Genomic DNA, 26,689 nt, shown 5'->3' with positions numbered 1-26,689 from the left:
TCCGGCGGCCCACGCCGGGACGGTGCGCGGGCTCACGCGGCGGACTCCGAGGCGGCGGGGGCGGTGCCCTGCGGGGCCGGCTGCGCGGCGGCGGGCTGCCAGCCGGGGCCGCGGAAGACCCGCCCGGCCCGCTCGCGCCAGCCGGCGGCGGCCCGGACGTCGCGGGCGATGGCGGCGTACTCGTGGGTGGCCACGCGCAGCGGGTTGTAGGTGCTGATGTTCTTGGTCAGCCCGAAGACGGGCTTGTCGGTCTCGCCCACCCAGGAGCCGAACATCCGGTCCCAGATGATCAGGATCCCGCCGAAGTTGCGGTCCAGGTAGCCGCCCTGGGAGGCGTGGTGGACGCGGTGGTGGGAGGGGGTGTTGAAGACGAACTCGAAGGGCCGCGGCAGCTTGTCTATGCGTTCGGTGTGGATCCAGAACTGGTAGACGAGGTTGACGGAGTAGCAGAACGCGATGGCGGCCGGGTGCACGCCGAGGGCGATCATCGGCAGGTAGAACGGCCAGGAGGTGCCGCTGGTCCACGGCTGGCGCAGGGCGGTGGTGAGGTTGAACTTGCGGCTGCTGTGGTGGACGACGTGGCAGGCCCAGAGGATGCGGATGACGTGGTGCCCGCGGTGCTGCCAGTAGTAGCAGAAGTCCTGCGCGAGCAGCATGAGCGGGAACGTCCACCACAGGAACGGCACGCGCAGCGGGGTCAGCTCGTAGACGGCGGTGTAGATCGCGACGACCGGGATCTTCCAGAGGAGGTCGAAACCGATGCTGCCGATGCCCATGCCGAGACTGGTGACGGCATCCTTGGTCTCGTACCCGGCGGCATCCTCGTCGGGATGGAGGCGGTAGCTCACCAACTCGATGACGGTGAGCAGTACGAAGGCGGGTATGGACCACAGCACGACATCGGGCAGGTTCGGCATGTCCGCACCATAGAGGCGCTTTCCGGGGTGCCGCTAGAGGTTGTTACCGATCGGTATCCATCCGGGTTACCGAGGGTTCGGAGAGGGTGGGGGATGACGGGTTTCGAGACCGTTCTCTTACGGGTGGCGGGCACGGCGGCGGGGGCGCTGCTGAAGTCGCTCCTGGCGCGGGCCCCGGGGGCGGGCCTGGCGGCGGACCCGGCGAGCCCGGCGGCGCGCTGGCGCAAGCCGCCGGCGGAGCTGGGCGGCGCGGAGATCCGCCGCCTGACGGAGACCCTGGCGGCCCGCCTGGGCCCGGCGTGCGGGGCGCTCCCGGAGCACGAACGCCTGGCGGCGGTGGAAGCGGTCGGCGACGCCTTCGCCTCTCTCGGCCCGCTGGACGCGGCGGCCCTCTTCGCGGCGGACCTCGACCCGACGGCCCTGGCGGCCTCGCTGCCGCCGCCCCCACCGGGCCTGAGCGGGGCCGCCGAGGGCCTGTACGGCCGCCTGATCGCCCTGTGCTGTGCGCACGCGGTGGAGTACGCGACGACCCTGCCGGGCTTCGAGGCCCGGGCGGACGTGGAACTGGTGCGGCGGACGGGCGAGTTGGCGCGGGCGGTGGACCGGCTCGGCGGCAGCGGCAGCGGGGCCGCGTACGCCTTCGAGGAGCGGTACGCCGAGTACATCGCCCGCACGCACGGCCGCCTCGAGTTGTTCGGACTGACTGCGAGCCGGGCACAGCAGGAGTGGCCGCTGGACCTCGCCTACATCAGCCTGACGGTGAGCAGTGAGCAGCAACTCGTAACGGGCGAACCCCGGGTGCGCCAGACCTCGGTCAAAGCGGAGCAGGCCCTCGGAGCCGCGGACCGCGTGCTGCTGCGCGGCCCGGCGGGCTCCGGCAAGAGCACACTGGTGCAGTGGCTGGCCCTGAACGCCGCACAGCGCAGCTTCGGCCCCGAGATGCAGTCGTGGAACACGTGCGTGCCGTTCATCCTGCGCCTGCGGTCCTTCACCTCGGCCGAGAATCTGCCGCTGCCGGAGGAGTTCCTGCCGTCCTCCGGCATACCGCTGACGGCCCCGGCCGGCTGGGTCGAGGAACTCATGCTGAGCGGCCGGGCATTGGTGCTCGTGGACGGCGTGGACGAGGTGCCGCAGCGGCTGCGCACTCGTACCGAGAACTGGCTGCGCGCTCTCATCGCCGCCTTCCCCAAGGCCCGCTACCTGGTGACGACCCGTCCGTCGGCGGTGCCGGAGACCTGGCTGGCCGGTCAGGCCTTCACCCCGCACTCGCTGCTGCCGATGGAACGGGAGGACATCAGGGCGTTCATCTCGCACTGGCACACAGCGGCGCGCGAGGAGGGCCGATCTGCCGGTGAGGACATCGGCGCGTACGAGACGTCCTTGCAGGAGGCGGTGAGCGCACGGCGGGATCTGAGCCGGCTCGCGACCAATCCCCTGATGTGCGCGCTGCTGTGCGCACTGAACCGGGACCGGCGGATGCAGCTCCCCAGGGCCCGCAAGGAGCTGTACGACGCGGCGCTGGACATGCTGCTGGTCCGACGGGACACGGAACGGGAGATCATCGGCGTCGAGGGGGTCCAGCTCACCAGGGACGAGCAGAGGCTCGCGTACTGGCTGATCCGAAACGGTCAGGTGGAGGCCGCGCGGGACGAAGCGATCGAGATGATCGACGAGTGGCTGGACGCGATGCCGCAGGTCCGGGCACAGGGCAGCACCGCGCGAGTCTTCACCCACCTGCTGATCCGCAGTGGGCTGCTCCGCGAACCGGTGAAGGGCTCGGTGGACTTCGTCCACCGCACCTTCCAGGACTACCTCGGCGCCAAGGCCGCCGTCGAGGCGCGCGACTTCGGCGTCCTCGTACAGAACGCGCACGACGACACCTGGGACGACGTCGTACGCATGGCGGTGGGGCACGCGCGGCCCGACGAACGTGCCCGGATCCTGCGACAGCTGCTGCGTCGCGCCGACCGCGTGAAACGGGACCGGAGCAGGCTGGTCCTGCTGACCGCGGCGTGTCTGGAGCACGCCCCTGAACTCGACCCGGGAGTCCGGTCGGACATCGAGCGGCGCACGGCGGCGCTGCTGCCGCCGAAGAGTCTGGAGCAGGCGGAAGAGCTGGCCAAGGTGGGAGAGCTGGTCCTGGAGCTGCTGCCGCAGCCGGCCGATCTGACCGACTACGAGGCCGCAACGACGGTCAAGACGGCAGCACTCGTGGGCGGACCGCGCGCCCTTGAACTGATCGCGGCATTCCGCGAGGACACCCGATTCCCCGTCTGTTACGAATTGTCCGGTGGATGGCGCAGGTTCGACGCGGCCGAGTACGCGGAGGCAGTGCTGGCCGGCAGCTCGCTGGGTTCGGATGCCTTCCTCCAGATACACGCCGCCGAGCAGCTGGCCCAGCTGCCCCGGCTGCCACACCTCAAGCGCATCACCCTCGAAGGCGACTTCGGCATCCCGCCGCACCTGCTGGCCCATCCGGATCTCGAGCGCGTGTACTTCCGGGACAATCCCCGGCTGGGTGACCTCTCGGCGCTGTCGGGGCAGAGCCGGCTCACCCTACTGGGACTGGACGCCTGCCCTGGTACACGCCTCGACGGGCTCCGCGGGCTCGCGCTCGACACGTTGTACCTGTACCGGCTCCAGGACGGACTCGATCTCGCTCCGGTCGCCGACCTGGCATCGCTGACCCACCTCGGCCTGGACTTCGTCCCGGCCCTGGAACGCGTCGCCGATCTGCCGGTAACCGCCGCACTGACCGGCCTCGGGCTCTACCGAGGTGCTCGGCACGTCAGCCTGGACGGGCTCGAGCGCTTCCGGGACGGCCTGGACTGGCTGACCGTCTCCGGGGACGAGCAGAGCGCACAGCTGGCGCGGCTGGGGCCGTTGCCGCAGCTGCGGACCCTTCAGGTCCTCTTCCAGTCCGGACTCGATCTCGGCACCTTGGTCCCCCATCAACGGATCAGCGACCTCTATCTGGGCTCGAGCACCCTCACGACCGGGCTCGAACCACTGCGTGACATGCCGAATCTGACACACCTCAGCATCCACCAGTGCAACGGGCCGGTCGACCTCAGCCCGCTGGCAGACCTGCAGCAACTGCAGATCACCCTGTCGGGCGGCAGCCCCGTCCTCGGCAGCGAGCAGTTTCCCGACGGGCGGCTCCGGGTCAGCCGATCCTGAGCCGCCCGTCGGGACCGGAGGGCTACCAGACCCGGACCGACCCCCCTCGGGCGAACGCCGGGCTGGTGGCCCCCTCCGGGACCTGCGTCAGCGGCTCGGCGATCTCCGAGACCAGCGGGCCGTGCTTCGCCGCCACCGCGTCCAGCAGGGACAGGTCGAAGCCGTACACGCGGGCCGCGTTGCCGCCGACCATCGCCGCGACCTCCTCGCGCGGGAGGCCCGCGTAGGCGATGCGGAGGCCTTCGCGGGAGAAGGGGGTCGTGCCCTCGTCGTGGGGGTAGTCGCTGCCCCACATGATCTTGTCGAGGCCGATCCGGTCGCGCAGCGGGACCTCGTGGGGGCGCATGAAGCTCGCTCCCACGAAGCAGTTGTCCCGCCACACCTCGCTCGGGCCCTTGCCCATGGACTCCGCGAGGCCCGCCCCGAACTTGGACTCGGCCGTGGACGAGGCCGCGACCAGGCGGCCGTGGTAGTAGTCCAGCATCTCCATCACGCCCGGGATCCAGCCGGAGCCCTGCTCCGTCAGGACCAGCTTGAGGCCGGGGTGCCGGCGGAAGGCGCCGCCGAAGATGAGGTGCCACAGGGCGCGGTGCGAGAACCAGGTGGTTTCGACCATGAAGACGGCCCGGGCGGCGGGTTCGTCCCCGAGCGGGGGCGAGGCCGAGCCGCCGTGGTGGTTGACCGGGACGTCCAGCTCGTCGCAGACCGCCCAGATCGGGTCGTACACGGCCGAGTAGAGCTCGGGGACCGTGGAGCCGGGCGGGACGCCGGGCAGCAGGATGCCGCCGGTGAGGCCCGCGTTCCGGGTGCGGCGGATCTCCGCGACCGCCGCGTCCACGTCGTTGAGGAGGATCTGGACCACGCCCGCGCGCCGGCCCGGCGCGTCCGCGCAGAAGTCCGCCAGCCAGCGGTTGTGGGCCTGGAGCCCGGCCCACCGCATCGCGTACTCCGCGGCCGTCGGGGGCTGGGCCATCAGGGAGGCCTTGGGGAAGAACGGCGGGATGGTGTTCGGGAAGAGGACTTCCGCGACGATGCCGTCCGCTTCGAGTTCGGACAACCTCCGCGCCGAGTTCCAGTTCCGGTCCGCCGTGTCCGCGAGGAGGTCCTCGTACGGGTTCACGTACGTGGCGGCCCAGGCGTCGAACTCGTCGTGGTGGCGCTTCTCCAGGTACGGCTTGTAGTCCAGCAGGTCGGCGCCCGCGTGGCAGTCCGCCGAGATGACCGTGTAGCGGTCTTCGGACGTCACTGGTTCACCCCCATGACCGGGAAGTCGTTGTCCGTCAGCCAGTGCCGGCCCACCTCGCGGGAGCGGGCCCAGGAGGCCGCCACCGCCGCCTGGTCGGGCGACTGGCCCAGCTCGGCCGGGGTGGGGCCGATCCGGCGGGCGATCGGGGCCAGTTTCTCCGTGTCGAAGCCGAAGACCTCGGCCGCGGCAAGGCCCAGCATCCGGCGGGTCTCGTCGACCGGGATGTCGTGGAAGGTCTTCTTCAGCCAGTTCCGGGTGTCCGGCCAGGTGCCCTCGGGGTGCGGGAAGTCCGAGCCCCACAGGATGTTGTCCACGCCGATCTCGTAGCGCTGGGCGAGCTCCCGGCGCTTGGTGTTCGTCGCGCAGATGAAGACCTGGCGGTCCAGGTACTCGCTCGGCGGGCGCTTCAGCTCCTCGAACGGGGAGAGCTTCTTGCCGCCGTGCGCGCCGAGGTAGAGGCGGTCCATGAACCACAGCTGGTTCGGGAGCCACCAGCAGCCCGACTCGGCGACGCCGAACTTGAGGCCCGGGTGCCGCTCGAAGACCCCGGACCACAGCAGGAACCACAGCGGGCGCGACGGCCACCAGGTGACCTCGGAGACGAAGATGCCGAGGTGGTCGCCGTACTCGTGGCGCGGCGAGGAGCCGGAGTGGGTGACGATCGGCATCGCGGTCTCGGCCGCCGCCGCCCAGACGGGGTCGTAGCGGCGGTCGTGGTAGGGCGCCTTGTCCACCCACATCGCGGGGATCATCAGCGCGCCCAGCCCGGACTCCTTGGCCCGGTATATCTCGGCGACGACCTTGTCCGGCTCGCCGGTGATGGGGAGCAGCGCGACGCCGCAGTGGCGTTCGGGGGTCTGCGAGACGAACTCCGCCAGCCACCGGTTGTGCGCCTGCGCGCCCGCCATGCCGAGTTCGGGGTCCTGGTCGCCGGAGAGGCCGAGGCCGACGCCGAAGGGGGCCGCGGTCTGGCTGTCGACGGCGTCCGCGTCGGGGAAGACGACCTCGGCGGCCACGCCGTCGCCGTCGAGCTCCTTCAGCCGCTGCGCCGTGTCCCAGCCGCCCTTGAGGCCTTCCTCGTGGTCGTGGAACCACTTCTCGGCGAAGGCCTCGTTGCGGACGCCCAGCCGGGTGGCCTCCGCGCGGCGCGCGTCGCGCTCGCCGAGGAACTCGTCGAACTGGGGGTGGAAGCGGGAATCGAGGTAGGGGCGGTACTGCTCGGTCGGCAGGCCCGCGTGGCAGTCGGAGGAGATGATGAGGTACGGGTCTTCGTACGGTGTGTCACTCACTGCGGGCCCCTCAGTCGAGGATGAAGCTTTCCAGGTAGGCGGGGTTGGCGCGGTCGAGCATCGACTGCGACCGGGCGCGGATCTGCCGGTCGCTGTGCTCGCTGGCCGGGAGCATCCAGAAGCGGTCGGCGCGGATGCCGTCGACGACGTGCTCGGCGACCTCCTCGACGGGGGTGAAGTTCACCTCGTGGCCGGCCTTCTTCATGGCCGCCTCGTACTGGTCGAGGCTGCGGTACGGGGACTTGCGCGGCCGCTCCTTCGCGTACCGCTCGGGCCGGTTGCGGTGCGACTCCCACAGCCCGGTGCGCAGCATGTGCGGTCCGGGGAAGAGGACGGAGGCGCCGACGTCCGCGCCCTCCGCCTTGAGGTGGGCGTAGAGGGACTCGGTCATCGTGACGACGGCCGCCTTGGTGACGGCGTACACGGAGGCGGTGGGCAGCGGGGCGATGCCGCCGTCGCCGGAGGAGGTGTTGACGACGTGGCCGGGGGCGCCGCCCGCGATCATGCGGGGGACGAAGGCCTGGATGCCGTGGAAGACGCCCCACACGTTGACGGAGAAGGCCCATTTCCAGTCGTTGGGCTCGTGCTCCCACATCCGGCCCTCGGCGCCGGAGCCGACGCCGGCGTTGTTGCACAGCACGTGTACGGCGCCGAAGGCCTCGTACGCGGCGTCGGCCAGCGAGATCACCGAGTCGCGGTCGCTGACGTCCACGATCCGCGCGAGGACTTCCGCCCCCTCGGCGGCGAGTTCCCCGGCGGCCTTGTTCAGGGCGCCCTCCTCGACGTCGGCGAGGACGACCTTCAGACCCTCGGCGGCGAAGCGCCGGGCCATCGCGAGGCCGATGCCGCTGGCGGCTCCGGTGACGACGGCCACCTGTCCTGGTTCGAGTCGCATGTCAGACACTGCCTTCCGGAGGGCCGTCCAGGATCTGCATCGGGTCGTCGTAGCGCTGGTGGATGTACGGGAGCAGGGCCTGGGCGCTGACCCGTTCGACGACCTTGCCCTTCTGGTCGGTGGTCTTCTCGCCGATGGTGATCTCGACGACGCGGCGCACCGGGAGGTCGGCGATGGGGTCGAACATCGACTCGCGCAGCACCACGTCACCGGTGATGTGCTCCAGCTTGCGGACCTTCTCGTTGCGCGTGCAGTGCACGAGCACCGGGTCGGCGTCGAAGCCCGAACCGTCCACCGCGGGCAGGAACTTGAAGTAGAAGTCGACCTTCTGGGCGGGCTCGGGCAGCGGCAGCTCGCGGTCCACCGCCCCGCGCACCTCCACGAAGGCGATCCCGTGCCGGGCGAGGGAGGCCCGTACGACGAGGCCCTCGCGCTCGACGGTGATCTCGCCCAGCTTCTTCGGCTCGCCGAAGACCTCGCGGCCGCCGATCAGGGCGCGCTCCAGGCTCATCGGCATGACCAGCGGGTACCAGCCCTCGACCCCGCCGTGCTGGGCGGCGACCGCCACCGAGCCGGCGCCGAGCGGGTAGCCGGGCAGGTCGACCTTGCTGATGTTGGCCCGTACGAGGGGCCGCTCGGCGGGCTTGAGCGGGGGCGGGAGGACCGCCGCCACCACGTCGGGGTCGGTCTCCCAGACGGCGACGACGCCGGTGGACCAGATGTCGGGGAGGTTGGAACTCTTCTCGCGCGACGCCGCGATCTCGGCCTCGCTTCGCGCTCCGTACCGTACGCGTGCCATGTTTCGCACCACCCTTGTCTTGAGCGGGGGACGGTTCTGTAACACAGTTACACCGCCACCGATGAAGGGTAAAGACCCGTGCACGCACCAGAACTGACGGACCGACAGATGGGTGGGCCCGCTCCATGGCCAGAAGCACGCTGACCCGTGACGAGGTACTGGACGCCGCCACGTCCCTGGTCAAGCAGCACGGTCCGGCCGCCCTCACCATGCGCAAGCTCGCCGCCGAGCTGGGGACCGCGGTGACCTCCATCTACTGGCACGTCGGCAACCGCGAGCAGCTGCTGGACGCCCTGGTGGAGCGGACCGTGGAGGAGATGGGTGCGATCAGGCCGGCCGGCCGCACCCCCGCCGAGCGGATCCTGTCGGTGGCCCGGATCCTGCGCCGCGAGCTGCGCGAGCGCCCGCACCTGATCGCGATGGTCCACGAGCGCGGGCTCACCGAGCGGATGTTCCTGCCCGCGCAGCAGGCCCTCGTCCACGAGGTGCACGTCGCGGGACTGCGCGGGGCGCGGGCGGCCGACGTGGTGCGCGCGATCCAGTTCCAGATCGTCGGCTTCCTGCTCGTCGAGCGCAATCGCGAACGCTCCCCCGCCCAGTCGCCCGCCGAGAGCGAGCTCTGGGACCCGGCCGCGGCCCCGCACGACCCGGCCCTCGCCCGCGCCCTGGCCCGGCCGGCCGATCCGGAACGGCTGTTCCTGCTGTCCGTTCAGGCCCTGACCGCCACCCTGCTCACACCGCACGGATAATCACATTGCCCCGGCACCCCGTCCCGTGATGGGATCGGCTCCGCGGGGGCGGCTCCCCGGCGTGCATCCTTCTCATTCTCCTTTTAAGAAAAAGACCCGCGCGCCCACTCTCCGCCCCCGCTTTGCCATTCGCGGAGGGAATCCACCAGTGCCTGCCATCGAGTCCGTCCTGCTGCGCCGGCTCGCCACCGTCCACGTCGACCGGCCGCCGGCCGCCGCCTCGCCCGGACCCGAAGGGGTACGGCCCCTGGAGGGCGAACTCCTCGAACGCGGCCACGCGCTGAGCGCGGAGCTGCACGCGGCGCTCTCGGCGCTCGCGCCGACCGACCTCGCCGAGGAGCGGCTGCGGCTGCTCGCGCTGGTGGACGAGCTGATGGGCGCCGACCGGGTGCACAAGCCGCTCTTCCGCCGCTTCCCCTTCTCCATCCCCCGGGACACCGAGCACTGGTACGTCAGCCGCGTGTTCGCCCTGCTGCTCCAGGAGCCCGAGCAGCCGTGCGTGCTGTGCGGCGAGAGCGGCACGGTCCACCCCGTCGCCCCCTGCGCCCACCTGGTGTGCCGCACCTGCTGGGACGGCGCCGACTACACCGGCTGCCCGGTCTGCCACCGGCGCGTCGACCCCGCCGACCCCTTCCTGCGCCCGGACGCCGACAAGGGCAAGGACAAGAAGGGCAAGACCCTGCCGGCGGGCCCGCTGCGGCTGCTCCGGCTCGGCACCGATCAGCCGGGCGACTGCGCCCGAGCGATCGCCTCGCTGCTCGCCCGGCAGACCCCGCTGTCCCCCGAGGACCGCGACGACCTGGCCCTCCTGCTCCCCGCTGCCCCGGCGGACCTCGGCTGGCTGCCCGAGGAGATCCCCGTACGGGAGACCAAGGCGCTGCTCCTCGGCACCCTGCTGGGCGACTGGCGGACCGAGGACGCGGTGCGGCCGCTGCTCGCCGCGCGCCTCACCACCGCCACCGACGTGCTGCGGCTGCTCGCCGTGCTCTCCGGCGGCGAGGCGGGCCTGCTGCCGCTGCCCCGGTTCGCGAGGGTCGGGCGGCCGCTGCGCCGGGAACTCCTCTCGGTGCTCGACGCGTTGAACCCGGAGCACCTGGTCGAGGACCTGCTGCGGCACCCCGCCGGCTGGAAGCGGGCCGCCGAGCGCCTGCACCCCTTCGAGCAGCACGCCCGCCACCCGCGGGCCGCGCTGGCCTTCGCCGTGCTGCGGGGCACCACCGTGTCCGCCGCCACACCGCTCGGCGCGGCACTGCTGGAGACGGCTGCCGCGTACCCGGACGCCGTCCGCGTGGACGGCGACCGGATCCGGCCCGCCACCTGGGCCGGCCGGATCGAGGCTGCCGTCGCGCAGGGGGACGCGGGGGCGGCCGCCGCGCTGGCCGGGCAGCGGGCGGGTGAACTCGTACGCCGCCTGGACCAGCTGCTGCGCCTGCACGAGGGTGAGGAGCTCGTCCCCGAACTGGAGCGGGCGCTGACGCGCGGGCTGCCCTCCGTCGGCGCGGGCCCGCTGCTGTCCGCGCTCGGCGCGCTGCGGACCCGGGCCGAGGACCGCCGCGGCGGGCGGCGGGTGTTCTTCCCGCGCGGCCAGGTCACCCACGCCCTGGTGGCGCGGGAGGAGCGGGCCCCGCTGCCCGCGCCGCTCGTCGGGGCGGTCACGGACCGGCTGGAGGCCGAGGTGCTGCGGCGGTTCGGTGCCGCCGGGGACGAGCCGTACGACCTGGCCGTCCTCGACTCCGGGCTCGCCGACCTGACGGTGCCCTTCGGCGAGCGCACCGCCGCCAAGTCGCTGGTGGCGGTACCGCGGGGCAGCGTGCAGACGCTGCCCGAGGGCGAGGTGCTGCGGCTGTTCCTGCACTGGACGGAGCCCGCGGGCCGGGTCACCGACCTGGACCTGTCCGTCGCCTTCTTCGACGCCGAGTGGAAGTTCACCGGTCTGTGCGACTACACGACCTTGCGGCACGGGCCGCACGGGGCCGCCGTCCACTCGGGCGACCTCACCTCGGCGCCCGCCCCGGACGGCGCCACCGAGTACGTGGACCTGGACCTGGACGCGCTCGCGCGGAACGGCGACGCGTTCGCGGTCCCGCTGGTCTTCAGCTACAACAACGTGCCCTTCGAGGAGCTGCCGGACGCCTTCGCGGGCTTCATGGCCCTGCCCGCGGACCGCCCGCGTGATTCCTCGTACGATCCGCGCACCGTCCGCCAGCGCTTCGACCTCGCCGGGCAGTCGCGGGCGTGCCTGCCGATGGTGGTGGACCTCTCGGCCCGCCGGGCCCTGTGGACGGACGTCCACCTGCCGCCGTCGGGCGGGTTCCAGAGCGTGGACTCGCATGGGGAGCGGCTGGCTGCCGTGGCCCGCGATGTGTGGGAGCACTTCGGCGCGGGCGTCCGTACGAGCATGTGGGACCTGGCGGTGTGGCGGGCCGCGGCGCGCTCCCGCGAGGTGGCCGTCGTACGCCGGGTCGTCGAACCGGGGATGTTCGACGAGCTGTGCGTGCACCGCCGCCGCCCGGACGAGGACGTGGCGGGCTTCGCCGCCCGGATCGGCGCGCTCCGCGATCCGGAGGAGCTGTGGGCGTGCCGCGACGCCGATGCGGCAGCCGCCGAAGCAGCCGCGGGCAAGCGGGTGTTCCTGGCCCTGGTGCACGGGGGCGCGGCCCCGACGGGGGCTTCGGGAACGGCGTACCGGCTCTTTCCCGGGACCGTCGAAGTCCCCGCCGCGCTCACCTCGGTGACGGCCGGGGACCTGGTGGCGGAACTGGGCTGAGGTGACATCGCGGCCACGGGTGTCAGTCCGTGCCGATATCCTCTGTGACCATGCTCGCCGACCGTACGACCGCAGAGACGACGTGGCCGACCGCGTACCCGAAGGGGTACGCGGTCGTCGACGTGGAGACCACCGGGCTCGCTCGCGACGACCGGATAGTCTCCGCCGCCGTCTACCGGCTGGACGCGCAGGGCAACGTGGAGGACCACTGGTACACCCTGGTCAACCCGCAGCGCGACCCGGGACCCGTGTGGATCCACGGCATCACCAGCGACATGCTCCAGGACGCCCCGCTCTTCAAGGACATCGCCCAGGAGTTCGCCGGCCGGCTCGCGGACCGGGTGCTGGTCGCGCACAACGCCATCTTCGACTGGCAGATGATCGCCCGGGAGTACGCCCGCGCCGAGGAGACCGCGCCGGTCCGTCAGCGGCTGTGCACGATCGCCCTGTCGAAGGAGCTGAACCTGCCGCTGCCCAACCACAAGCTGGAGTCGCTCGCCGCCCACTTCGGCGTGGTCCAGCAGCGCGCCCACCACGCGCTCGACGACGCCCGGGTGCTCGCCGAGGCCTTCCGCCCGTCCCTGCACGCGGCCGCGCGCGGCAGCGTGCGGCTGCCCCTGCTGGAGTGCCGGCCGCTGACCGAGTGGTCGGACTCCGCCGCCGCTCCCCGGGTGGGCTACCAGGCCTCGTACGGGAACAGCAGCTGGCGTCCCTCGCGCAAGCGGCCGCCGTGCCCGTACCCGAACCCGGGGCGCTACGAGGACGGCAAGCCGCTGAAGCAGGGCATGCGGATCGCCTTCTCGGGCGACACCTCGGTGGAGCGGGAGCTGCTGGAGGACCGTGCAGTCGAGGCGGGGCTGCACATCGCCACGAGCGTGTCCCGGCTCACCAGCCTGCTCGTGACGAACGACCCCGACTCGGCGACCTCGAAGACGGTCAAGGCGAAGTCCTTCGCCACCCCCGTCGTCGACGAGGCGGCCTTCACCCAGCTGCTGCGGGACGTGGCGGACGCGGAGTCCTGAGCCGGGGGCGGCATTGCTCCGGGTGGGTGCAGGCGCTGCGACTCACCCCGCTGGATCTTGTTCCGGCCCTTCTCCGTGCGCAGCATTCGGCGCATGGCACGTTGTGAGGTCTGCGGAAACGATTACGGCATGTCCTTCGAGGTGCACGCGCAGGGCGCGGTGCACGTCTTCGACTGCTTCTCCTGCGCCATTCACCGCATGGCGCCCCTCTGCGCCCACTGCCGGGTCCCGATCATCGGGCAGGGCGCCGAGGTCGAGGGCGAGTGGTTCTGCGGGGCGCACTGCGCCCGCGCGGAGGGGAAGGTGGGCATCGTCGACCGCGTATGACTCCCGTCTGACTCCCCCGCACCACGTCCCCCCTTTCCTCCCGCGACCCCGGACGGCCACCCGGCCGCCGGGGTCTTCCGCGCTGGGGGTACCGTCGTGGGCGTGTACCGCTTTGTGCTGACCCGGCAGTGGGTGTGCCTCACCCTCGTCGCCCTCGTTCTGATCCCCTCGATGATCAAGCTGGGGTTCTGGCAGTACCACCGCCATGTGCACCGGGTCGCGCAGAACCAGCTCATCGACGCGAACCTGCGGGCGGAGCCGGTGCCCGTGACCGAGGTCACCTCCCCCGGCCACGAGGTGCCCCGCGCGGACTTCTGGCGGGCCGTCACCGCGACCGGCACGTACGACACCGCGCACGAGCTGGTCGTACGGATGCGGACCTCCAACGACGACAAGGTCGGCTTCCACGTCCTGACCCCGCTCGTGCTCGGCGACGGCCGGGCGGTGCTGGTCAACCGCGGCTGGGTGGCCGGCGGCGACGACCCGCGCGCCTATCCCCCGGTGCCGGCCGCACCCTCGGGCGAGGTCACCGTCACCGGCCGGCTGAAGGCCGACGAGACGAGCGGCGGCAGCGGCATCAAGGACCGCAAGGGACTGCCGGACCGCCAGGTGATGCTGATCAACAGCGCGCAGCAGGCGGAGTACCTGGGCCTGCCCGTCCTCGGCGGCTACATGGAGCTGACCGCTCCGGACCCGGCGGGCGGCAGCCCCGAGATCATCTCCGAGCCCGACCACGACTCGATCGGCGCGCACATGGCGTACGCCGTCCAGTGGTGGCTGTTCGCCGCGGCGGTGCCGGTGGGCTGGCTGGTCCTCGTACGACGGGAGAAGCGGGACCGCGAGGAGGCGGCGGCGAAGGCCGCTCCCGTGGAGGCGGAGCCCGCCGACGCGTAGCGTGTCGGCATGGATCTTGGACTGAAGGACCGTGTCTACGTAGTCACCGGCGCCACCCGTGGCCTCGGTTTCGCCTCCGCCCGTGAACTGACCGCCGACGGCGCGAAGGTCGTGCTGACCGGCCGGGACGGCAAGCGGGCGGCCGATGCCGCCGCCGCCCTCGGCCCGAACGCCGTCGGGGTGGCCGCCGACAACTCCGACCCGGCGGCGGCCGGGCAGCTCATCGCCGCCGCCCGCGAGCACTTCGGCCGCTTCGACGGCATCCTCGTCAGCGTCGGCGGCCCGACCCCCGGCACCGCCGCGGACAACACCGACGAGCAGTGGTCGGCCGCCTTCGAGTCGGTCTTCCTCGGCGCGGTCCGGCTCGCCCGGGCGGCCGCCGCCGAACTGGGCGAGGGCGGGGTCATCGGCTTCGTGCTGTCGGGCTCGGTCCACGAGCCGATCCCCGGCCTGACCATCTCCAACGGCCTGCGGCCGGGCCTGGCGGGCTTCGCCAAGTCCCTGTCCGTGGAGCTGGGCCCGCGCGGGATCCGGGTCGTCGGCCTGCTGCCGGCGCGCATCGACACCGACCGGGTGCGCGAGCTCGACGCCCTGTCCGGGGACTCGGAGGCGGCCCGGGCCGGGAACGAGTCCCGGATCCCGCTGGGCCGCTACGGCACCCCGGAGGAGTTCGGCCGCACGGCCGCGTTCCTGCTCTCCCCCGCCGCCTCGTACCTGACGGGCGTCATGCTGCCGGTGGACGGCGGCTCCCGGCACGGCTTCTGACGGGGGCTACGTCACCCGCTGTGCCCGGTGCGAGGTCACCTTGAGGCGGGCCTCCGCCGGGAGCCCCGGGAGGCCCGCCGAGGTGCGGGCCCCGGTCAGGACCGGGCCCGCGAGGGCGGCCAGGGCGTCGGCGGGCACGCCGTGCGGTTCCAGTTCCATCGCGATCCGCAGCGCGGGCGACCCGCGCCGGCCGCACAGCGAGGCCCGGCAGTGGGCCACGCCGTCGAGGGCGCCGGCCTCGGCGGCGACCGCCTCCTCCAGCGCGCGCCCCCGCAGCAGGGCGAACGCCCCGTCCCCGGTGTCGACCTCGACGGCCCCCAGCCGCGCCCGCCGCACCTGGGACAGCAGCCACCACAGCGCCAGGAGCACGCACAGCGCGAGGCCTGCCGGCACCGCCCACCACCACCAGCCGTCGGCGTGCCAGTACCGGTGCCGGGCCTCCTCGGTGAGCAGCGGCACGTGCCGGCCGTGCAGCGGCCACCAGCCGCCGAGCAGCGTGGTCCCGGCGGCCAGCAGGACCGCTCCGATCACCGCCAGCAGGGTCCGGTTCACCTTCCCGAGCACCGCCCGCTCACCTCCTGACCCGTACGTGTGCCCGCGGCGGGTGCGCGAGGCCCAGTTCCTCGACGCCGACGGCGAGCACCTCGTCCAGGTCGGCCCGTACGTCGTCCAGCTCGCGGAAGTGCGAGGTGGCCCGCACCGCGATGTGGGTCCGGCCCACCTTGACCCGTACCGACCGCACCCCGGACACCTCCATGGCCCGGTCCCGCAGCACCTGCGCGGCGTCCTTGCGGCCCAGCCCGGCGCGCACCCCGGCGGCCGCATCCGGGGTGCGCATCGGGAGGATCCCGCGCAGGCCGGGCGTGAGGGCGAGCAGCAGGAGCAGCAGCCCGGCCAGCACGAGGGCCCCGCCGGTCAGCCGGACGGCCAGGTCGGCGGGGGTGAGCTTGTCGAGCTGCGCGGCGAGCTCGCGGCGCCAGCTCATGCCGGGGCGGTGGGCCCGTACGGCGGCGAGGTCGTAGAGGAAGAGGCCCGCGACCCCCAGGACGACGAGCGCGGTGAGCGCGGCCGGGACGCGCCGGGCGGACCGGAAGCGGGGGGCCGGGGCGGTCACCGCAGCCGCCGGTCCCGCCCGGCGGCGAGCCGGGTGTGGGTGGAGTGCAGGTGCTCGATGTCGATGTCCACCTCGGGTACGGACATCTCCGCGCACTCCTCGATGCGCCGGGCGACCTGGCGCCGTACGGCCGCGCACTGGGCGGCGAGGTCGGAGGGGTAGCCGAGCTCGAGGCTGACCCGGACCCGCGCGATGTCGTGGTGCACGGTGACGGTGGCGTGCGGGGGCGCGCCGGGGGGAGCGTCGAGCGCCTCGCGGGCCGCCTGGGCGGCGATCTTGGCGACGACCCGGTCGGCGATCCGGGTGGCCCCCCGGTCGGCGGGGGCCGCCTTGGGCGGGGCGGCCCGGGGCGGGGCGGCCGCCGGCTTCGGCTCGTTCATCGGCGCCTCACCCGCGACGGTCGTCGCGGCGGCGGAACAGGTCGCCCGGTTCCAGGTCCCCGTCGAGGAAGCGCCCGGCGACGAACCCGATCGCGCCCAGGGCCGCCACCAGCAGGAAGGCTCCGAAACCGCCGAAATACCCGGCGAACGCCAGGGCCATCCCGGCGAACATGCCGGCGACCGCCATGCTCATTGCTGGCTCCTCTCGGCTACTGGAGACGGGTCTCCGGCTCCTCGTCGGGCTCGTCGGGCAGCTTGACGTCGGTGACGGCGATGTTGACCTCGACGACCTCCAGGCCCGTCATCCGCTCGACCGCCGAGATGACGTTCTCACGGACCGCCCGGGCGACGGCCCGGATGGACACGCCGTAGTCGACGACGATCTCCAGGTCGAGGGCGGTCTGGAGCTCGCCGACCTCCGCTTTGACGCCGCGGCTGACGGCGGCCTTGCCGCCGCCCGGGACGCGGTCCCGGACGGCGCCGAAGGTGCGCGAGAGGCCGCTGCCGCTGCCCATGGCGTGCACGCCGACCACCTCGCGGGCGGCCAGACCGGCGATCTTCTCGACCACACCGTCGGAGATGCTCGTGCGCCCCCGGTCGCCGGGCTCTTTGGCGGAGCCGCCGGCTGCTGCGGATTCGGTCATGGCGTGCCCTTTCGCGCGTGCGGACTCGGACTCACTCCGCACCACGGTAAGCGCGCGACCCGCACGGCGCCCCAGGACCGGGGCCGCCCGGCTCAAACCCCGCGGCTCAGTCCGAGAGGCCCGCCAGGTCGCGCAGCCGGCGGGCCTGGGCGGCGCGCTCGGCCCTGCGCTGGTCGTCGTACGGGCGCGACTGCGCGTCCCGCAGCAGCGCCTTGGTCTCGATCACGGCGTCCCGCGGCGGCGCGAGCAGGGCCGTGGCGAGGTCCTGGACGGCCGCGTCGAGCTCGTCCGCCGGGACCACCAGGTTGGCGAGGCCGACCCGCTCCGCCTCCTCGGCGTGCACGAAGCGGCCCGTGGCGCAGATTTCGAGCGCACGGGCATAGCCGACCAGGGAGGTCAGCGGCTGGGTGCCGGCGAGGTCGGGGACCAGGCCCAGGCTGGTCTCGCGCATGGCGAACTGCACGTCGTCCGCGACCACGCGCAGGTCGCACGCGAGCGCGAGCTGGAAGCCGGCGCCGATCGCGTGCCCCTGTACGGCGGCGACGGAGACGATGTCATTGCGGCGCCACCAGGTGAACGCCTCCTGGTATTCGGCGATGGTGGAGTCGAGCAGCTCGTCCGAACCACGTGCCAGATCGAGGAAGGACGGCTCGCCCTCGAAACCCTCGGGGGTGAACGCCTGCCGGTCGAGTCCCGCGGAGAAGGACTTGCCCTCGCCGCGCAGCACGACGACCCGGACGGTGCCCGGCAACAACCTTCCGGCCTCCGCCAAAGCCCGCCAGAGCGCGGGGGATTGGGCATTTCGCTTGGCCGGATTGGTCAGTGTCACCGTGGCGAGCGTGTCGTCGACGGTGAGTCGTACGCCGTCCTTGTCGAGCAGAGCCATCCGAATGCCTCCGGTGTGCGGTCGGCCGCGTTCTCGGCCTAAGTGACTGCACAGTAACCACCCAGTCGACCGAAAGGCCGACCGGGGGTCACCGAAGGTACATCCGGACCGTTGGAACCGATGGGACCGGGGTCAGGCCGTAGCCGCCTTCTTACCGCGCGTCGCGCCACCGCGACCACGCAGCGAAACCCCGGACTCACTGAGCATCCGGTGGACGAATCCGTAGGACCGGCCGGTCTCTTCGGCCAGCGCCCGGATACTCGCACCGGAGTCGTACTTCTTCTTCAGGTCTGCCGCGAGCTTGTCGCGCGCGGCGCCGGTTACCCGGCTGCCCTTCTTCAGAGTCTCGGCCACCCGTGCCTCCTCGTGGGAAGTGCGCTCTGGACTTCTCATGATCACCCCTCCCCGCGTTCCTGGCCACCCATTCCGCAAGGTCGGTACGGCGGCATTCCCCGAGGCGTGGACGCACGAGCAGAACGGAATCTGCGCTTCCGCCGCATGACTTCCGTCACACTTCTCGGCCCTCGCGAGGAATCTCCAGGTCAGGGGCGCGGCGCCGGAAAACCGAAGGCCCCGGTCGCGCACCTGCTCGGGTGCGGCCGGGGCCGTCGTGCGACGTAGGGCGGTACCAGACCGTCTCACTCAGATGATGGATCACCCCTGAGCCGAATGATCCATAAGGAACTGGATCAGGATCAGGCGAGGGACACCAGGTCGCGGTAGTCCGGGCCCCACAGGTCCTCGACGCCGTCCGGGAGCAGGATGATCCGCTCCGGCTCCAGCGCCTCGACCGCGCCCTCGTCGTGCGTGACGAGGATGACCGCGCCCTTGTACGTGCGCAGCGCGCCCAGGATCTCCTCGCGGCTGGCCGGGTCGAGGTTGTTGGTGGGCTCGTCGAGCAGCAGCACGTTCGCCGAGGAGACGACCAGCGTGGCCAGGGCCAGACGGGTCTTCTCACCGCCGGACAGCACACCGGCCGGCTTGTCCACGTCGTCCCCGGAGAAGAGGAAGGAGCCGAGCGTCTTGCGGACGGCGACCAGGTCCAGGTCGGGCGCGGAGGAGCGCATGTTCTCCAGGACCGTGCGCTCCGGGTCCAGGGTCTCGTGCTCCTGGGCGTAGTAGCCGAGCTTGAGGCCGTGGCCGGGGGTCACGACGCCCGTGTCCGGCTTCTCGGTGCCCGACAGCAGGCGCAGCAGGGTGGTCTTGCCGGCGCCGTTGAGGCCGAGGATGACCACGCGGGAGCCCTTGTCGATGGCCAGGTCGACGTCGGTGAAGATCTCCAGCGAGCCGTACGACTTCGACAGGCCCTCGGCGGTCAGCGGGGTCTTGCCGCAGGGCGCCGGGTCCGGGAAGCGCAGCTTGGCGACCTTGTCGGAGACGCGCACGGCCTCCAGGCCGGACAGCAGCCGCTCGGCGCGCTTGGCCATGTTCTGCGCGGCGACGGTCTTGGTCGCCTTGGCGCGCATCTTGTCGGCCTGCGAGTTCAGCGCCGCGGCCTTCTTCTCGGCGTTCTGGCGCTCGCGCTTGCGGCGCTTCTCGTCGGCCTCGCGCTGCTGCTGGTAGAGCTTCCAGCCCATGTTGTAGACGTCGATCTGGGACCGGTTGGCGTCCAGGTAGAAGACCTTGTTGACGACGGTCTCGACCAGGTCGACGTCGTGGGAGATGACGACGAAGCCGCCGCGGTAGGTCTTGAGGTAGTCGCGCAGCCAGACGATCGAGTCGGCGTCGAGGTGGTTCGTCGGCTCGTCGAGGAGCAGGGTGTCGGCGTCCGAGAAGAGGATCCGGGCGAGCTCGACGCGGCGGCGCTGACCGCCGGAGAGCGTGTGCAGCGGCTGGCCGAGGACCCGGTCGGGCAGGCTGAGGGCCGCCGCGATGGTGGACGCCTCCGCCTCGGCGGCGTACCCGCCCTTGGTCAGGAACTCGGTCTCCTGGCGCTCGTACTGCTTCATCGCCTTGTCGCGGGTGGCGCCGGAGCCGGTGGCGATGCGCTCCTCGTTGGCCCGCATCTTCTTGATCAGCACGTCGAGGCCGCGCGCGGACAGGATCCGGTCGCGGGCCAGGACGTCGAGGTCGCCGGTGCGCGGGTCCTGCGGGAGGTAGCCGACCTCACCCGAGCGGGCGATGGAGCCGGCGGCGGGCTGGCCCTCGCCCGCGAGGCACTTGGTGAGGGTGGTCTTGCCCGCTCCGTTGCGGCCGACGAGGCCGATGCGGTCGCCCTTGGCGATGCGGAAGGAAGCGGACTCGATGAGGACGCGGGCGCCGGCGCGCAGCTCGATGCCGGTGGCGGTGATCACGGAAATACTCCAGGGCGGGTCGGGACGGCGGAAGGGGGGCAGGACGCGAAGCTTCGACGCCGCTAATCCGCGAGGAGATTTGCCATGACAGGCATTCTACCGGGGGTGCGCAACTACTTTCCGGGCCCGCCCCGTCCCCCGTTCGGCCCAGCGATCACACCAGTGGGCCGGTACGCGTATGAGGATGAACGGGCTGAAGACTCACCACGAGGCGGCCACGCGATCGCAAGGGCGGTGCGGGATGCAGTTCGACGACAACGCCAATCTGGACACTTCCGAGGTCAAGGACGTGCGCGGCAGCCGCATCCCGGGCGGGCGGGCCACGGTCGGCGGCGGCATCGTCGGCTTCATCGCGCTGCTCCTGGGACTGTTCTTCGGCGTGGGCCCGGAGCAGCTGGGGCTGTCCTCCGGGGACCAGGAGCCCGCGCCGGCCTCGTCCTCGGTCAACCAGGTCCAGCAGTCCTGCAAGACCGGCCAGGACGCGAACGCGCGCGAGGACTGCCGGCTGGTCGCGGTGGTCAACAGCACCCAGGACTTCTGGAAGCAGGAGTTCACCAAGCGCGGCGGCCAGTACGCGCCCGCCTCCACCGTCTTCTTCACCGGCAGGGTGAACACCGCCTGCGGCGCGGCCACCTCGGCGGTCGGCCCGTTCTACTGCCCCGCGGACCGGCAGGTCTACCTGGACCTGGGCTTCTTCAACGAACTGCGGACGAAGTTCGGCGCGAGCGGCGGCCCCTTCGCGCAGGCCTACGTCGTCGCCCACGAGTACGGGCACCACATCCAGAACCTGACCGGCACGCTCCAGCGGGCCCAGGACGGGCGGCAGGGCGCGAACAGCAACGCGGTCAAGGTGGAGCTCCAGGCCGACTGCTACGCCGGGGTGTGGGCGCACAACGCGACGAAGACCCCGGACGAGTCCACCGGGCGGCCGCTGATCACCAGCCTGACCGACCAGGACATCAGGGACGGGCTGGACGCGGCGGCCGCGGTCGGCGACGACCGGATCCAGGAGAAGTTCCAGGGCCGGGTGACCCCGGAGTCGTGGACCCACGGCTCGGCCGAGCAGCGCCAGCAGTGGTTCTACCAGGGCTACCGCACGGGCGACATGGCCCAGTGCAACACCTTCCGCTGACTGTCGGCGGCGCCTGCCATGCTGGTGTGACGCGGGTCACCGTCACGAGAGGGAGTGGTCGTCATGGCAGGCGTTCCGTCCATCTGTCCCACGCTGGTCTACAACGACGCGAAGGCAGCGATCCAACAGCTCACCGAGGCGTTCGGCTTCACCCAGGTCGCGGTGTACGAGGGTGAGGACGGCTCCGTGATGCACGCGGAACTGGCGTACGGCAACGGCATCGTGATGCTGGGCAGCAAGGGCACCGGCGGGGCGTTCGACAAGGCCATGGAGAGCGCCGGCCCCGCGGGCGTCTACGTCGTGGTCGACGACGTGGACGCCCACCACCGCCGGTCCGCCGAGCACGGGGTGGAGATCCTGATGGAACCCACCGACCAGGACTACGGCTCCCGCGACTACATGGCCAAGGACGCCGAGGGCAACATCTGGAGCTTCGGCACGTACGCCCCCCAGGTCTGAGCCCGCCCCGCCGGGGCGGGGCGGCCGGAAAGACCCGGGGCTCCGCCCCAGACCAGCGCACATGCCGGCGCTTGAGGGCCGACATCAGCCGAATCCAGCCCCGCCGGCGTTTGAGGCGCGGGCGCGGAGCGCCGCAGGGGTGACGGGCGCACCCCGACACGCGCACCGGGCCGGAGGGGTCAGGCGCCGCCTGTGTGGACTTGGAAGGCCGCCCGGCGGACCGCCTTCGCGAGGGCCGGGTCGGGGTGGGCCGCGGCCAGTGCGACCAGTACCTGCACGGTGCGCGGGTGGCCGACCGCCCGGACCTCGTCCAGCAGCCGCGGCACGGTGGTGCGCACCGCCGAGTCCAGGTGGCGGGCGAGCAGCTCGGCCTCCCCGTGGTCGGCGATGGCCGCCGCCGTGTCCACCCAGAGCCAGGTCGACTCCTCGGCGGTGAGGACGTCCTGCGCCTCGTCGGGGTCGACCCCGTCGTGCTCGGCGAGCCAGAGCAGGGCGTAGGGCCTCAGCGCGGGCTCGCGCACCGCGGCGCGCACCTCGGGCTCGGCGGGCGCGCCGACCACGCGCAGCGCCTCGAAGGCGAGCCCGCGCAGCAGCGCGTCCTCGCCGCGGGCGGCGTGCAGCAGCTCGCTGACGGCGTGGCCGACGGGCCGGGCGGCGAGCCAGGCCTGGTACTCGGCACGGGCCGGTCCCGGGGTGAGCCGGGCGCAGCCGTGCAGCATGGCGGCGGCGGACTGCTCGATGTTGCCGGCCGGGCTCTGCGCGGCGACGCAGATCTGCTCCAGCTTGACCCAGACCGCCCAGCTGCCGAGCGGGGTGAGCGCGGCCCGCGCGGGGCCGAGGGTGACGGCGTCCACGGCGGCGAGTCCGCCCAGCGCCCAGCGCAGCAGCCGGGCGAGCGGTACGGGGGCCCGGCCGGCGCGGGCGGCGGCGGCCGGCTCGGTCTCGTAGGGGACCTCGCAGCGCTCCTCGCGCAGTTCGGCCACCCGCTGTCCCAGCAGGTCGAGCAGGTCGGGGACGGTCACGGGGCCGGCCGACAGCTGGAGCAGGGAGAGGAGCTGGGGCATGGCCTCGACGACCTCGGCGACGGCCTCGGGGGCGATGTCGGCGGGGGCGGGGTGGACCAGGGACCAGGCGTCGAAGAGGGCGACCCAGCCGCGCAGGACGGCGGTGTCGTCGCGGTCCCAGGCGCGCAGCCGCCAGCCGGGCCGGGCGTGGCCGCCGTGCACCTCGACCAGGCCGGCGAGCCGGGCGCGGTCCCAGCCGACCCGGATCTGGCCGTGCGTCAGGCCCAGTTCCTCGGCGGCGCGTTCGACATCGACGGCGGGCAGGGCTCCCGCGGGGGCCGGCCTTCCGCCGTCTCCCGCGCCGAGGTTGAGTTCGGCCCAGCGGGTCAGCCGTACGGCGTCGGTGAGCGAGGCCCGGGCGCGGTTCGCGAGGTCGGCCGTGGCGGGCGTGCCGGCCGGGGGCCGCGGGGCGGTTCTGGTGCGTCGGTCGGTCACCGCCTTGCGGGCCGCGGCGACGGAGCGCGGGGAGACGAGTCGGAGTCTGGAGTCGCGAGCCAACTGCTCATCAGGCTTTCGGGACGTCACGGAAGCAGTCTCGCCCGTCACTGGCCGAAAGCCCAAACGGAACCGGCCATTACCACTGCTCACCGGGGTTACAGACCGGGACATCCCACCCTCAGGCGCTCCTCCGCCACAGGGCCTTCACATGAGGGGGGTGAGGAAGCGGCGCAGGGCTTCCTCGTAGGCCGCGGGATCCGCGTTCCACATGGCGCCGTGGCCGGCCTCGCGCACGGGGTGCAGGTGGACCAGGTCGGGGCGGGCGGCGGCGAGCCGGCGGGAGGGCTCCCAGGGGGCGAGCTCGTCGTCGGGGCCGTGGAAGATCAGGACGGGGACGCGCAGCGCGCCCGGGTCGGCGCCGGGCGGGCGGCGGTCGGCGCGCAGCCCCGCGCGACCCTCGGCGGCCCTGACGGCGAGCGGGAGCACCAGGGCCGGGGTGTGCCGGGCCGCGGCGAGCCGGCGCAGCGTCTCGTGCCAGTCGAGTACGGGCGAGTCGAGCACCAGCCCGGAGATCCGGTCGGCCAGCGCGGAGCGCTCGGCGGCGTGCAGGGCCATGGCGGCCCCGGTGGACCAGCCGTGCAGGATCACCCGCCGGGCGCCGTAGCGCAGGGCGTAGCGGATGGCGGCGTCGACGTCGCGCCACTCCGATTCGCCGAGGTGGCCGAGGCCGTCCGGGGAGGCGGGGGCGCCGAGGTCGCCTCGGTAGGCCAGGTCGAGGACGGGCATCCGCTGGCGGTGCAGGAAGGGCATGACCACCATCGGGTGCTCCCGGCTGGTGCCGAGGCCGTGCACGGTGATCACCCAGGTGTCGCGGGCCGCCGGGACGAACCAGGCGGGGAGCCCGCCGAGCTCCCCGGGGACGTCGACGTCGGCGTGGTCGAGCCCGAGGGCGGAACGCGGGTTGCCGAGGTGGACCTGGGGGGTGAGGGTGACCCGGGTGCCGGGGTCGAGGCTGCCGTGGGTGACGGCGAGGAGCCGCCGTACGACGGTGTCGGGTTCGTGTTCGGCCTCGGTGAGGACGGGCCCGACGACGGCGTGGACTCCCGGCGCGTCCAGGCCGTAGGTGCCGGGGCGCAGCGAGGCGAGGGTGCGGGTCAGCGCGACCCGGCCGGCCGCGGTGGAGTGGACGCTGAGCCGCGCTCCGCCGGGCAGCGGGCGGCCGGGCTCGGGCCGCAGGGCCGCGTCGGCGGCGTACCGGCCGGCCGCGACCGCGGCGGCGCCGGCTCCCAGGAGGGTCGTGGTGACGGCCGCTGCCGTCGCTGTGGCGGTACGCACCGCTCCAGTGTCGGGGCGCGGGCCGCGCCGGGCCACCGGAGGGAATCGCTCCGCGGGCGGCGCGGGCGGCGTGATCTAGGTCTCTTTCGGGGCCCCGGCCGTACGGTCGTATACGCCGCCGGGCCCGTGCGGAAGGGTCCGTTCACCCGGCTTTGACGTGCATTAATCGATAGATCTACCCCAGAATCGGGACGAAGCCGCCGATCGCGCGCCGGGGCAGTACACCGCACCGCCGATGTCAGTTCATCTTCCGTTCACCCAGGTTGCCTACGGTCGGCGAGCCACTGACGTCAAACAGAAGCCTGGGTAAATGGAGCACATAACGCTTCTCCTCGGGATCGTGATCATCACCGCTCTCGTGTTCGACTTCACGAACGGTTTCCACGACACAGCCAACGCGATGGCGACCACCATCTCGACCGGCGCCCTCAAGCCCAAGACGGCGGTGGCAATGTCCGCCGTGCTCAACCTCGTCGGAGCGTTCATGTCCGTGGAGGTCGCCAAGACGATCTCCAAGGGACTGGTCAACGAGGAGGGCATCCAGCCAGAGGTGATCTTCGCCGCGCTCGTCGGCGCGATCCTCTGGAACCTGGTCACCTGGCTGGTCGGACTGCCGTCCAGCTCCTCGCACGCCCTGATGGGCGGCCTGATCGGCGCCGCGGTCGCCTCCGCGGGCCTCGGCGCCGTCAACGGCGGCACGCTCGTCACCAAGGTGCTCATCCCGGCGATCGCCGCCCCGCTCGTGGCCGGTCTGGCCGCGATGCTGGCCACGAAGGTCACGTACAAGCTCGGCGGCAAGGTCGGCGACAAGACCTCCGCCAAGGGCTACCGGGCCGGCCAGATCGCCTCCGCCGGTCTCGTCTCCCTCGCGCACGGCACCAACGACGCGCAGAAGACCATGGGCATCATCACCCTGGCGCTCATCGCCGGCGGCGCCCTTCCGGCCAGCGCCAACCCGCCGGTCTGGGTCATCGTCTCCGCCGGTCTGGCCATCGCCATGGGCACCTACCTGGGCGGCTGGCGCATCATCCGCACCATGGGCAAGGGCCTGACCGACCTGCAGCCGCAGCAGGGCTTCGCCGCCCAGACCTCGGCCGCGACGGTCATCCTGGCCTCGTCCAACCTGGGCTTCTCGCTCTCCACCACCCACTCGTGCTCCGGTGCGGTCATGGGTGCCGGCCTGGGCCGCAAGGGCGGCGTGGTCCGCTGGTCCACCGCGACCCGCATGTTCATCGCCTGGGGCCTGACCCTGCCGGCCGCCGCGCTGGTCTCGGCCGGTGCCGAGCTGGTCATGCGCACGGGTGACGTCGGCGTCGCCGCCGTCGCGGTCTTCCTGGCCGCCTCCTGCGTCGCCATCTGGCTCATCTCGCGCCGCCAGGTCGTCGACCACCACAACGTCAACGACGTGGAGCCGGCCGCCTCCGAGGAGCCTGGTGTCGTCACCACGGCCATGGCCGCCGTCACCGTCCCGCCGACCGCGGCCGCCGGCACCACCGCCGCCGTGACCGACGAGGACCTCAAGGCCACCATCCCGGCCGCGACGACGACCCCGGCCGCTCCGGCCGCCGCGGTCTGACCGAGACACAGAGGAACGGCAAGATGAAGATCGACTGGGAAGCGCTCGGCTCCGTGTTCGGGGTCAGCCTCTTCGCGACCGTCGCACTCGTGGCCCTGTTCACCCTGGGCCTGGTGGGCCTGTCCAAGCACGAGGCCGCCACCGAGCAGGGCGGCACCGCCACCCTGGCCCGCAGCGGCGCCTACGCCTGCTTCGCGCTCGTCACGGCGGCCGTGGCGTACGGGATCTACCTGATCATCGCCTGACGCACGTCGGATGAAGGCTCCCTCCGGGTTTCCGCCCGGGGGGAGCTTTCGCGTACCCACCCGCCCCTCGTTCCCCCAGGTCAACGGCGAGTTGACGGGCCTTCGCGGTGCGTGGTGGACTGCCCGAGCCAATACGGCGGCATGGAGAGGAAGTCCGGTGCGAATCCGGCGCGGTCCCGCCACTGTCACCGGGGCACTCGGCATCGGCCGCGTGCGTCCCGGGAGCCAGGAACTCTCGCCGCCGGACACGTCGAACCAGGGCGCGGACCCTG

The 26,689-nt window shown here is 72.6% G+C and carries 26 protein-coding genes and 1 riboswitch; of the genes, 11 read left to right on the top strand and 15 right to left on the bottom strand.

Features of this window, described 5'->3' with window-relative positions:
* Window positions 1–32: 32 nt before the first annotated feature.
* Window positions 33–917: a sterol desaturase family protein gene (locus AB0O21_RS24030; RefSeq protein ID WP_365173685.1), complete on the bottom strand. Its 885-nt coding sequence runs from the start codon at window positions 915–917 to the stop codon at window positions 33–35.
* Between the two features lie 93 nt (window positions 918–1,010).
* On the opposite strand from AB0O21_RS24030, the gene AB0O21_RS24025 reads away from it, so the two are divergent.
* Window positions 1,011–4,097 carry an NACHT domain-containing protein gene (locus tag AB0O21_RS24025; protein ID WP_365173683.1) on the top strand — a complete coding sequence of 1,029 codons (3,087 nt, stop codon included), beginning with the start codon at window positions 1,011–1,013 and terminating at the stop codon, window positions 4,095–4,097.
* Window positions 4,098–4,119: 22 nt separating this feature from the next.
* On the opposite strand, the gene AB0O21_RS24020 is transcribed toward AB0O21_RS24025, so the two are convergent.
* From AB0O21_RS24020 to AB0O21_RS24005, 4 genes are read right to left on the bottom strand one after another with little or no spacing between them, the layout of a single operon-like run.
* Window positions 4,120–5,343 (bottom strand): amidohydrolase family protein, encoded by a 1,224-nt coding sequence (locus AB0O21_RS24020; RefSeq protein WP_365173680.1) that lies wholly within the window; start codon window positions 5,341–5,343, stop codon window positions 4,120–4,122.
* On the bottom strand, window positions 5,340–6,632 hold the full coding sequence (locus AB0O21_RS24015; protein WP_365173678.1) for an amidohydrolase family protein: 1,293 nt from the start codon (window positions 6,630–6,632) through the stop codon (window positions 5,340–5,342). The genes AB0O21_RS24020 and AB0O21_RS24015 overlap by 4 nt, the downstream gene beginning before the upstream one ends.
* A gap of 10 nt (window positions 6,633–6,642) precedes the next feature.
* Window positions 6,643–7,527, bottom strand: coding sequence for an SDR family NAD(P)-dependent oxidoreductase (locus AB0O21_RS24010; protein WP_365173676.1), 885 nt, complete (start codon window positions 7,525–7,527; stop codon window positions 6,643–6,645).
* 1 nt (window position 7,528) lies between these two features.
* Window positions 7,529–8,326, bottom strand: coding sequence for an acetoacetate decarboxylase family protein (locus AB0O21_RS24005; RefSeq protein WP_365173674.1), 798 nt, complete (start codon window positions 8,324–8,326; stop codon window positions 7,529–7,531).
* A gap of 125 nt (window positions 8,327–8,451) precedes the next feature.
* Here AB0O21_RS24005 and AB0O21_RS24000 point away from each other — a divergent pair, with 125 nt between their 5' ends.
* The 6 genes from AB0O21_RS24000 to AB0O21_RS23975 all read left to right on the top strand — a co-directional run bounded on the left by AB0O21_RS24000 (window position 8,452) and on the right by AB0O21_RS23975 (window position 14,850).
* Window positions 8,452–9,075, top strand: a complete 624-nt coding sequence (locus tag AB0O21_RS24000; protein ID WP_365173671.1) for a TetR family transcriptional regulator — start codon at window positions 8,452–8,454, stop codon at window positions 9,073–9,075.
* Between the two features lie 148 nt (window positions 9,076–9,223).
* On the top strand, window positions 9,224–11,842 hold the full coding sequence (locus tag AB0O21_RS23995) for an MXAN_6230/SCO0854 family RING domain-containing protein (RefSeq protein WP_365173669.1): 2,619 nt from the start codon (window positions 9,224–9,226) through the stop codon (window positions 11,840–11,842).
* A gap of 44 nt (window positions 11,843–11,886) precedes the next feature.
* On the top strand, window positions 11,887–12,864 hold the full coding sequence (locus tag AB0O21_RS23990; RefSeq protein ID WP_365173785.1) for a DEDDh family exonuclease: 978 nt from the start codon (window positions 11,887–11,889) through the stop codon (window positions 12,862–12,864).
* A gap of 93 nt (window positions 12,865–12,957) precedes the next feature.
* Window positions 12,958–13,191: a hypothetical protein gene (locus AB0O21_RS23985; RefSeq protein WP_365173667.1), complete on the top strand. Its 234-nt coding sequence runs from the start codon at window positions 12,958–12,960 to the stop codon at window positions 13,189–13,191.
* 102 nt (window positions 13,192–13,293) lie between these two features.
* Window positions 13,294–14,085, top strand: coding sequence for an SURF1 family protein (locus AB0O21_RS23980; protein WP_365173665.1), 792 nt, complete (start codon window positions 13,294–13,296; stop codon window positions 14,083–14,085).
* Between the two features lie 9 nt (window positions 14,086–14,094).
* Window positions 14,095–14,850: an SDR family oxidoreductase gene (locus AB0O21_RS23975; RefSeq protein ID WP_365173663.1), complete on the top strand. Its 756-nt coding sequence runs from the start codon at window positions 14,095–14,097 to the stop codon at window positions 14,848–14,850.
* Window positions 14,851–14,856: 6 nt separating this feature from the next.
* On the opposite strand, the gene amaP is transcribed toward AB0O21_RS23975, so the two are convergent.
* The 8 genes from amaP to AB0O21_RS23935 form a co-directional block, all read right to left on the bottom strand.
* Window positions 14,857–15,414 carry an alkaline shock response membrane anchor protein AmaP gene (gene amaP / locus AB0O21_RS23970; RefSeq protein WP_365173661.1) on the bottom strand — a complete coding sequence of 186 codons (558 nt, stop codon included), beginning with the start codon at window positions 15,412–15,414 and terminating at the stop codon, window positions 14,857–14,859.
* A gap of 7 nt (window positions 15,415–15,421) precedes the next feature.
* On the bottom strand, window positions 15,422–15,964 hold the full coding sequence (locus AB0O21_RS23965; RefSeq protein ID WP_365173658.1) for a DUF6286 domain-containing protein: 543 nt from the start codon (window positions 15,962–15,964) through the stop codon (window positions 15,422–15,424).
* A complete protein-coding gene (locus AB0O21_RS23960; protein WP_365173656.1) occupies window positions 15,961–16,344 on the bottom strand; it encodes a hypothetical protein in 384 nt (127 codons plus the stop codon). The genes AB0O21_RS23965 and AB0O21_RS23960 overlap by 4 nt, the downstream gene beginning before the upstream one ends.
* 7 nt (window positions 16,345–16,351) lie before the next feature.
* Window positions 16,352–16,537: a hypothetical protein gene (locus AB0O21_RS23955; RefSeq protein WP_215139865.1), complete on the bottom strand. Its 186-nt coding sequence runs from the start codon at window positions 16,535–16,537 to the stop codon at window positions 16,352–16,354.
* 16 nt (window positions 16,538–16,553) lie between these two features.
* Window positions 16,554–16,988: an Asp23/Gls24 family envelope stress response protein gene (locus tag AB0O21_RS23950; protein WP_365173654.1), complete on the bottom strand. Its 435-nt coding sequence runs from the start codon at window positions 16,986–16,988 to the stop codon at window positions 16,554–16,556.
* 106 nt (window positions 16,989–17,094) lie between these two features.
* The gene (locus tag AB0O21_RS23945) at window positions 17,095–17,874 is read right to left on the bottom strand and encodes an enoyl-CoA hydratase/isomerase family protein (RefSeq protein ID WP_365173652.1); all 780 of its coding nucleotides are present in this window, start codon (window positions 17,872–17,874) and stop codon (window positions 17,095–17,097) included.
* A gap of 132 nt (window positions 17,875–18,006) precedes the next feature.
* Window positions 18,007–18,228 (bottom strand): helix-turn-helix domain-containing protein, encoded by a 222-nt coding sequence (locus AB0O21_RS23940; protein WP_030010789.1) that lies wholly within the window; start codon window positions 18,226–18,228, stop codon window positions 18,007–18,009.
* Between the two features lie 341 nt (window positions 18,229–18,569).
* Window positions 18,570–20,168 (bottom strand): ABC-F family ATP-binding cassette domain-containing protein, encoded by a 1,599-nt coding sequence (locus AB0O21_RS23935; RefSeq protein WP_365173649.1) that lies wholly within the window; start codon window positions 20,166–20,168, stop codon window positions 18,570–18,572.
* Window positions 20,169–20,409: 241 nt separating this feature from the next.
* Between AB0O21_RS23935 and AB0O21_RS23930 the strand changes: the two genes are divergently transcribed.
* Together AB0O21_RS23930 and AB0O21_RS23925 are read left to right on the top strand one after the other, a co-directional pair.
* Window positions 20,410–21,300, top strand: coding sequence for a neutral zinc metallopeptidase (locus AB0O21_RS23930; protein ID WP_365173647.1), 891 nt, complete (start codon window positions 20,410–20,412; stop codon window positions 21,298–21,300).
* A gap of 63 nt (window positions 21,301–21,363) precedes the next feature.
* Window positions 21,364–21,759 (top strand): VOC family protein, encoded by a 396-nt coding sequence (locus AB0O21_RS23925; protein WP_365173645.1) that lies wholly within the window; start codon window positions 21,364–21,366, stop codon window positions 21,757–21,759.
* Between the two features lie 179 nt (window positions 21,760–21,938).
* Here the strand turns inward: AB0O21_RS23925 and AB0O21_RS23920 are convergent, their stop codons facing one another.
* The gene (locus AB0O21_RS23920) at window positions 21,939–23,258 is read right to left on the bottom strand and encodes a hypothetical protein (RefSeq protein WP_365173783.1); all 1,320 of its coding nucleotides are present in this window, start codon (window positions 23,256–23,258) and stop codon (window positions 21,939–21,941) included.
* Between the two features lie 207 nt (window positions 23,259–23,465).
* A complete protein-coding gene (locus AB0O21_RS23915) occupies window positions 23,466–24,596 on the bottom strand; it encodes an alpha/beta fold hydrolase (protein WP_365173643.1) in 1,131 nt (376 codons plus the stop codon).
* A 310-nt stretch (window positions 24,597–24,906) separates the two neighbouring features.
* Between AB0O21_RS23915 and AB0O21_RS23910 the strand changes: the two genes are divergently transcribed.
* The gene (locus AB0O21_RS23910) at window positions 24,907–26,172 is read left to right on the top strand and encodes an inorganic phosphate transporter (RefSeq protein WP_365173640.1); all 1,266 of its coding nucleotides are present in this window, start codon (window positions 24,907–24,909) and stop codon (window positions 26,170–26,172) included.
* 23 nt (window positions 26,173–26,195) lie between these two features.
* Complete coding sequence (locus tag AB0O21_RS23905; protein WP_365173638.1) at window positions 26,196–26,417, top strand: hypothetical protein; 222 nt, start codon at window positions 26,196–26,198, stop codon at window positions 26,415–26,417.
* 145 nt (window positions 26,418–26,562) lie between these two features.
* Window positions 26,563–26,652: riboswitch (cobalamin riboswitch) on the top strand.
* Window positions 26,653–26,689: the final 37 nt, after the last annotated feature.

The organism is Streptomyces sp. NPDC091371 (assembly GCF_040684275.1).
Lineage (GTDB): Bacteria > Actinomycetota > Actinomycetes > Streptomycetales > Streptomycetaceae > Streptomyces.
This window is presented reverse-complemented; position numbering and strand designations above follow the sequence as displayed.

Excerpts from the sequence above, each read along its gene's own strand:
- AB0O21_RS23955 (WP_215139865.1), bottom strand. The coding sequence starts at position 16,537 with ATGAGCATGGCGGTCGCCGGCATGTTCGCCGGGATGGCCCTGGCGTTC.
- AB0O21_RS24005 (WP_365173674.1), bottom strand. The coding sequence starts at position 8,326 with ATGGCACGCGTACGGTACGGAGCGCGAAGCGAGGCCGAGATCGCGGCG.
- AB0O21_RS24010 (WP_365173676.1), bottom strand. The coding sequence starts at position 7,527 with ATGCGACTCGAACCAGGACAGGTGGCCGTCGTCACCGGAGCCGCCAGC.
- AB0O21_RS23905 (WP_365173638.1), top strand. The coding sequence starts at position 26,196 with ATGAAGATCGACTGGGAAGCGCTCGGCTCCGTGTTCGGGGTCAGCCTC.
- AB0O21_RS23975 (WP_365173663.1), top strand. The coding sequence starts at position 14,095 with ATGGATCTTGGACTGAAGGACCGTGTCTACGTAGTCACCGGCGCCACC.
- AB0O21_RS23985 (WP_365173667.1), top strand. The coding sequence starts at position 12,958 with ATGGCACGTTGTGAGGTCTGCGGAAACGATTACGGCATGTCCTTCGAG.
- AB0O21_RS23950 (WP_365173654.1), bottom strand. The coding sequence starts at position 16,988 with ATGACCGAATCCGCAGCAGCCGGCGGCTCCGCCAAAGAGCCCGGCGAC.
- AB0O21_RS23925 (WP_365173645.1), top strand. The coding sequence starts at position 21,364 with ATGGCAGGCGTTCCGTCCATCTGTCCCACGCTGGTCTACAACGACGCG.
- AB0O21_RS23930 (WP_365173647.1), top strand. The coding sequence starts at position 20,410 with ATGCAGTTCGACGACAACGCCAATCTGGACACTTCCGAGGTCAAGGAC.
- AB0O21_RS23960 (WP_365173656.1), bottom strand. The coding sequence starts at position 16,344 with ATGAACGAGCCGAAGCCGGCGGCCGCCCCGCCCCGGGCCGCCCCGCCC.
- AB0O21_RS24000 (WP_365173671.1), top strand. The coding sequence starts at position 8,452 with ATGGCCAGAAGCACGCTGACCCGTGACGAGGTACTGGACGCCGCCACG.
- AB0O21_RS23945 (WP_365173652.1), bottom strand. The coding sequence starts at position 17,874 with ATGGCTCTGCTCGACAAGGACGGCGTACGACTCACCGTCGACGACACG.
- AB0O21_RS24025 (WP_365173683.1), top strand. The coding sequence starts at position 1,011 with ATGACGGGTTTCGAGACCGTTCTCTTACGGGTGGCGGGCACGGCGGCG.
- AB0O21_RS23910 (WP_365173640.1), top strand. The coding sequence starts at position 24,907 with ATGGAGCACATAACGCTTCTCCTCGGGATCGTGATCATCACCGCTCTC.
- AB0O21_RS24030 (WP_365173685.1), bottom strand. The coding sequence starts at position 917 with ATGCCGAACCTGCCCGATGTCGTGCTGTGGTCCATACCCGCCTTCGTA.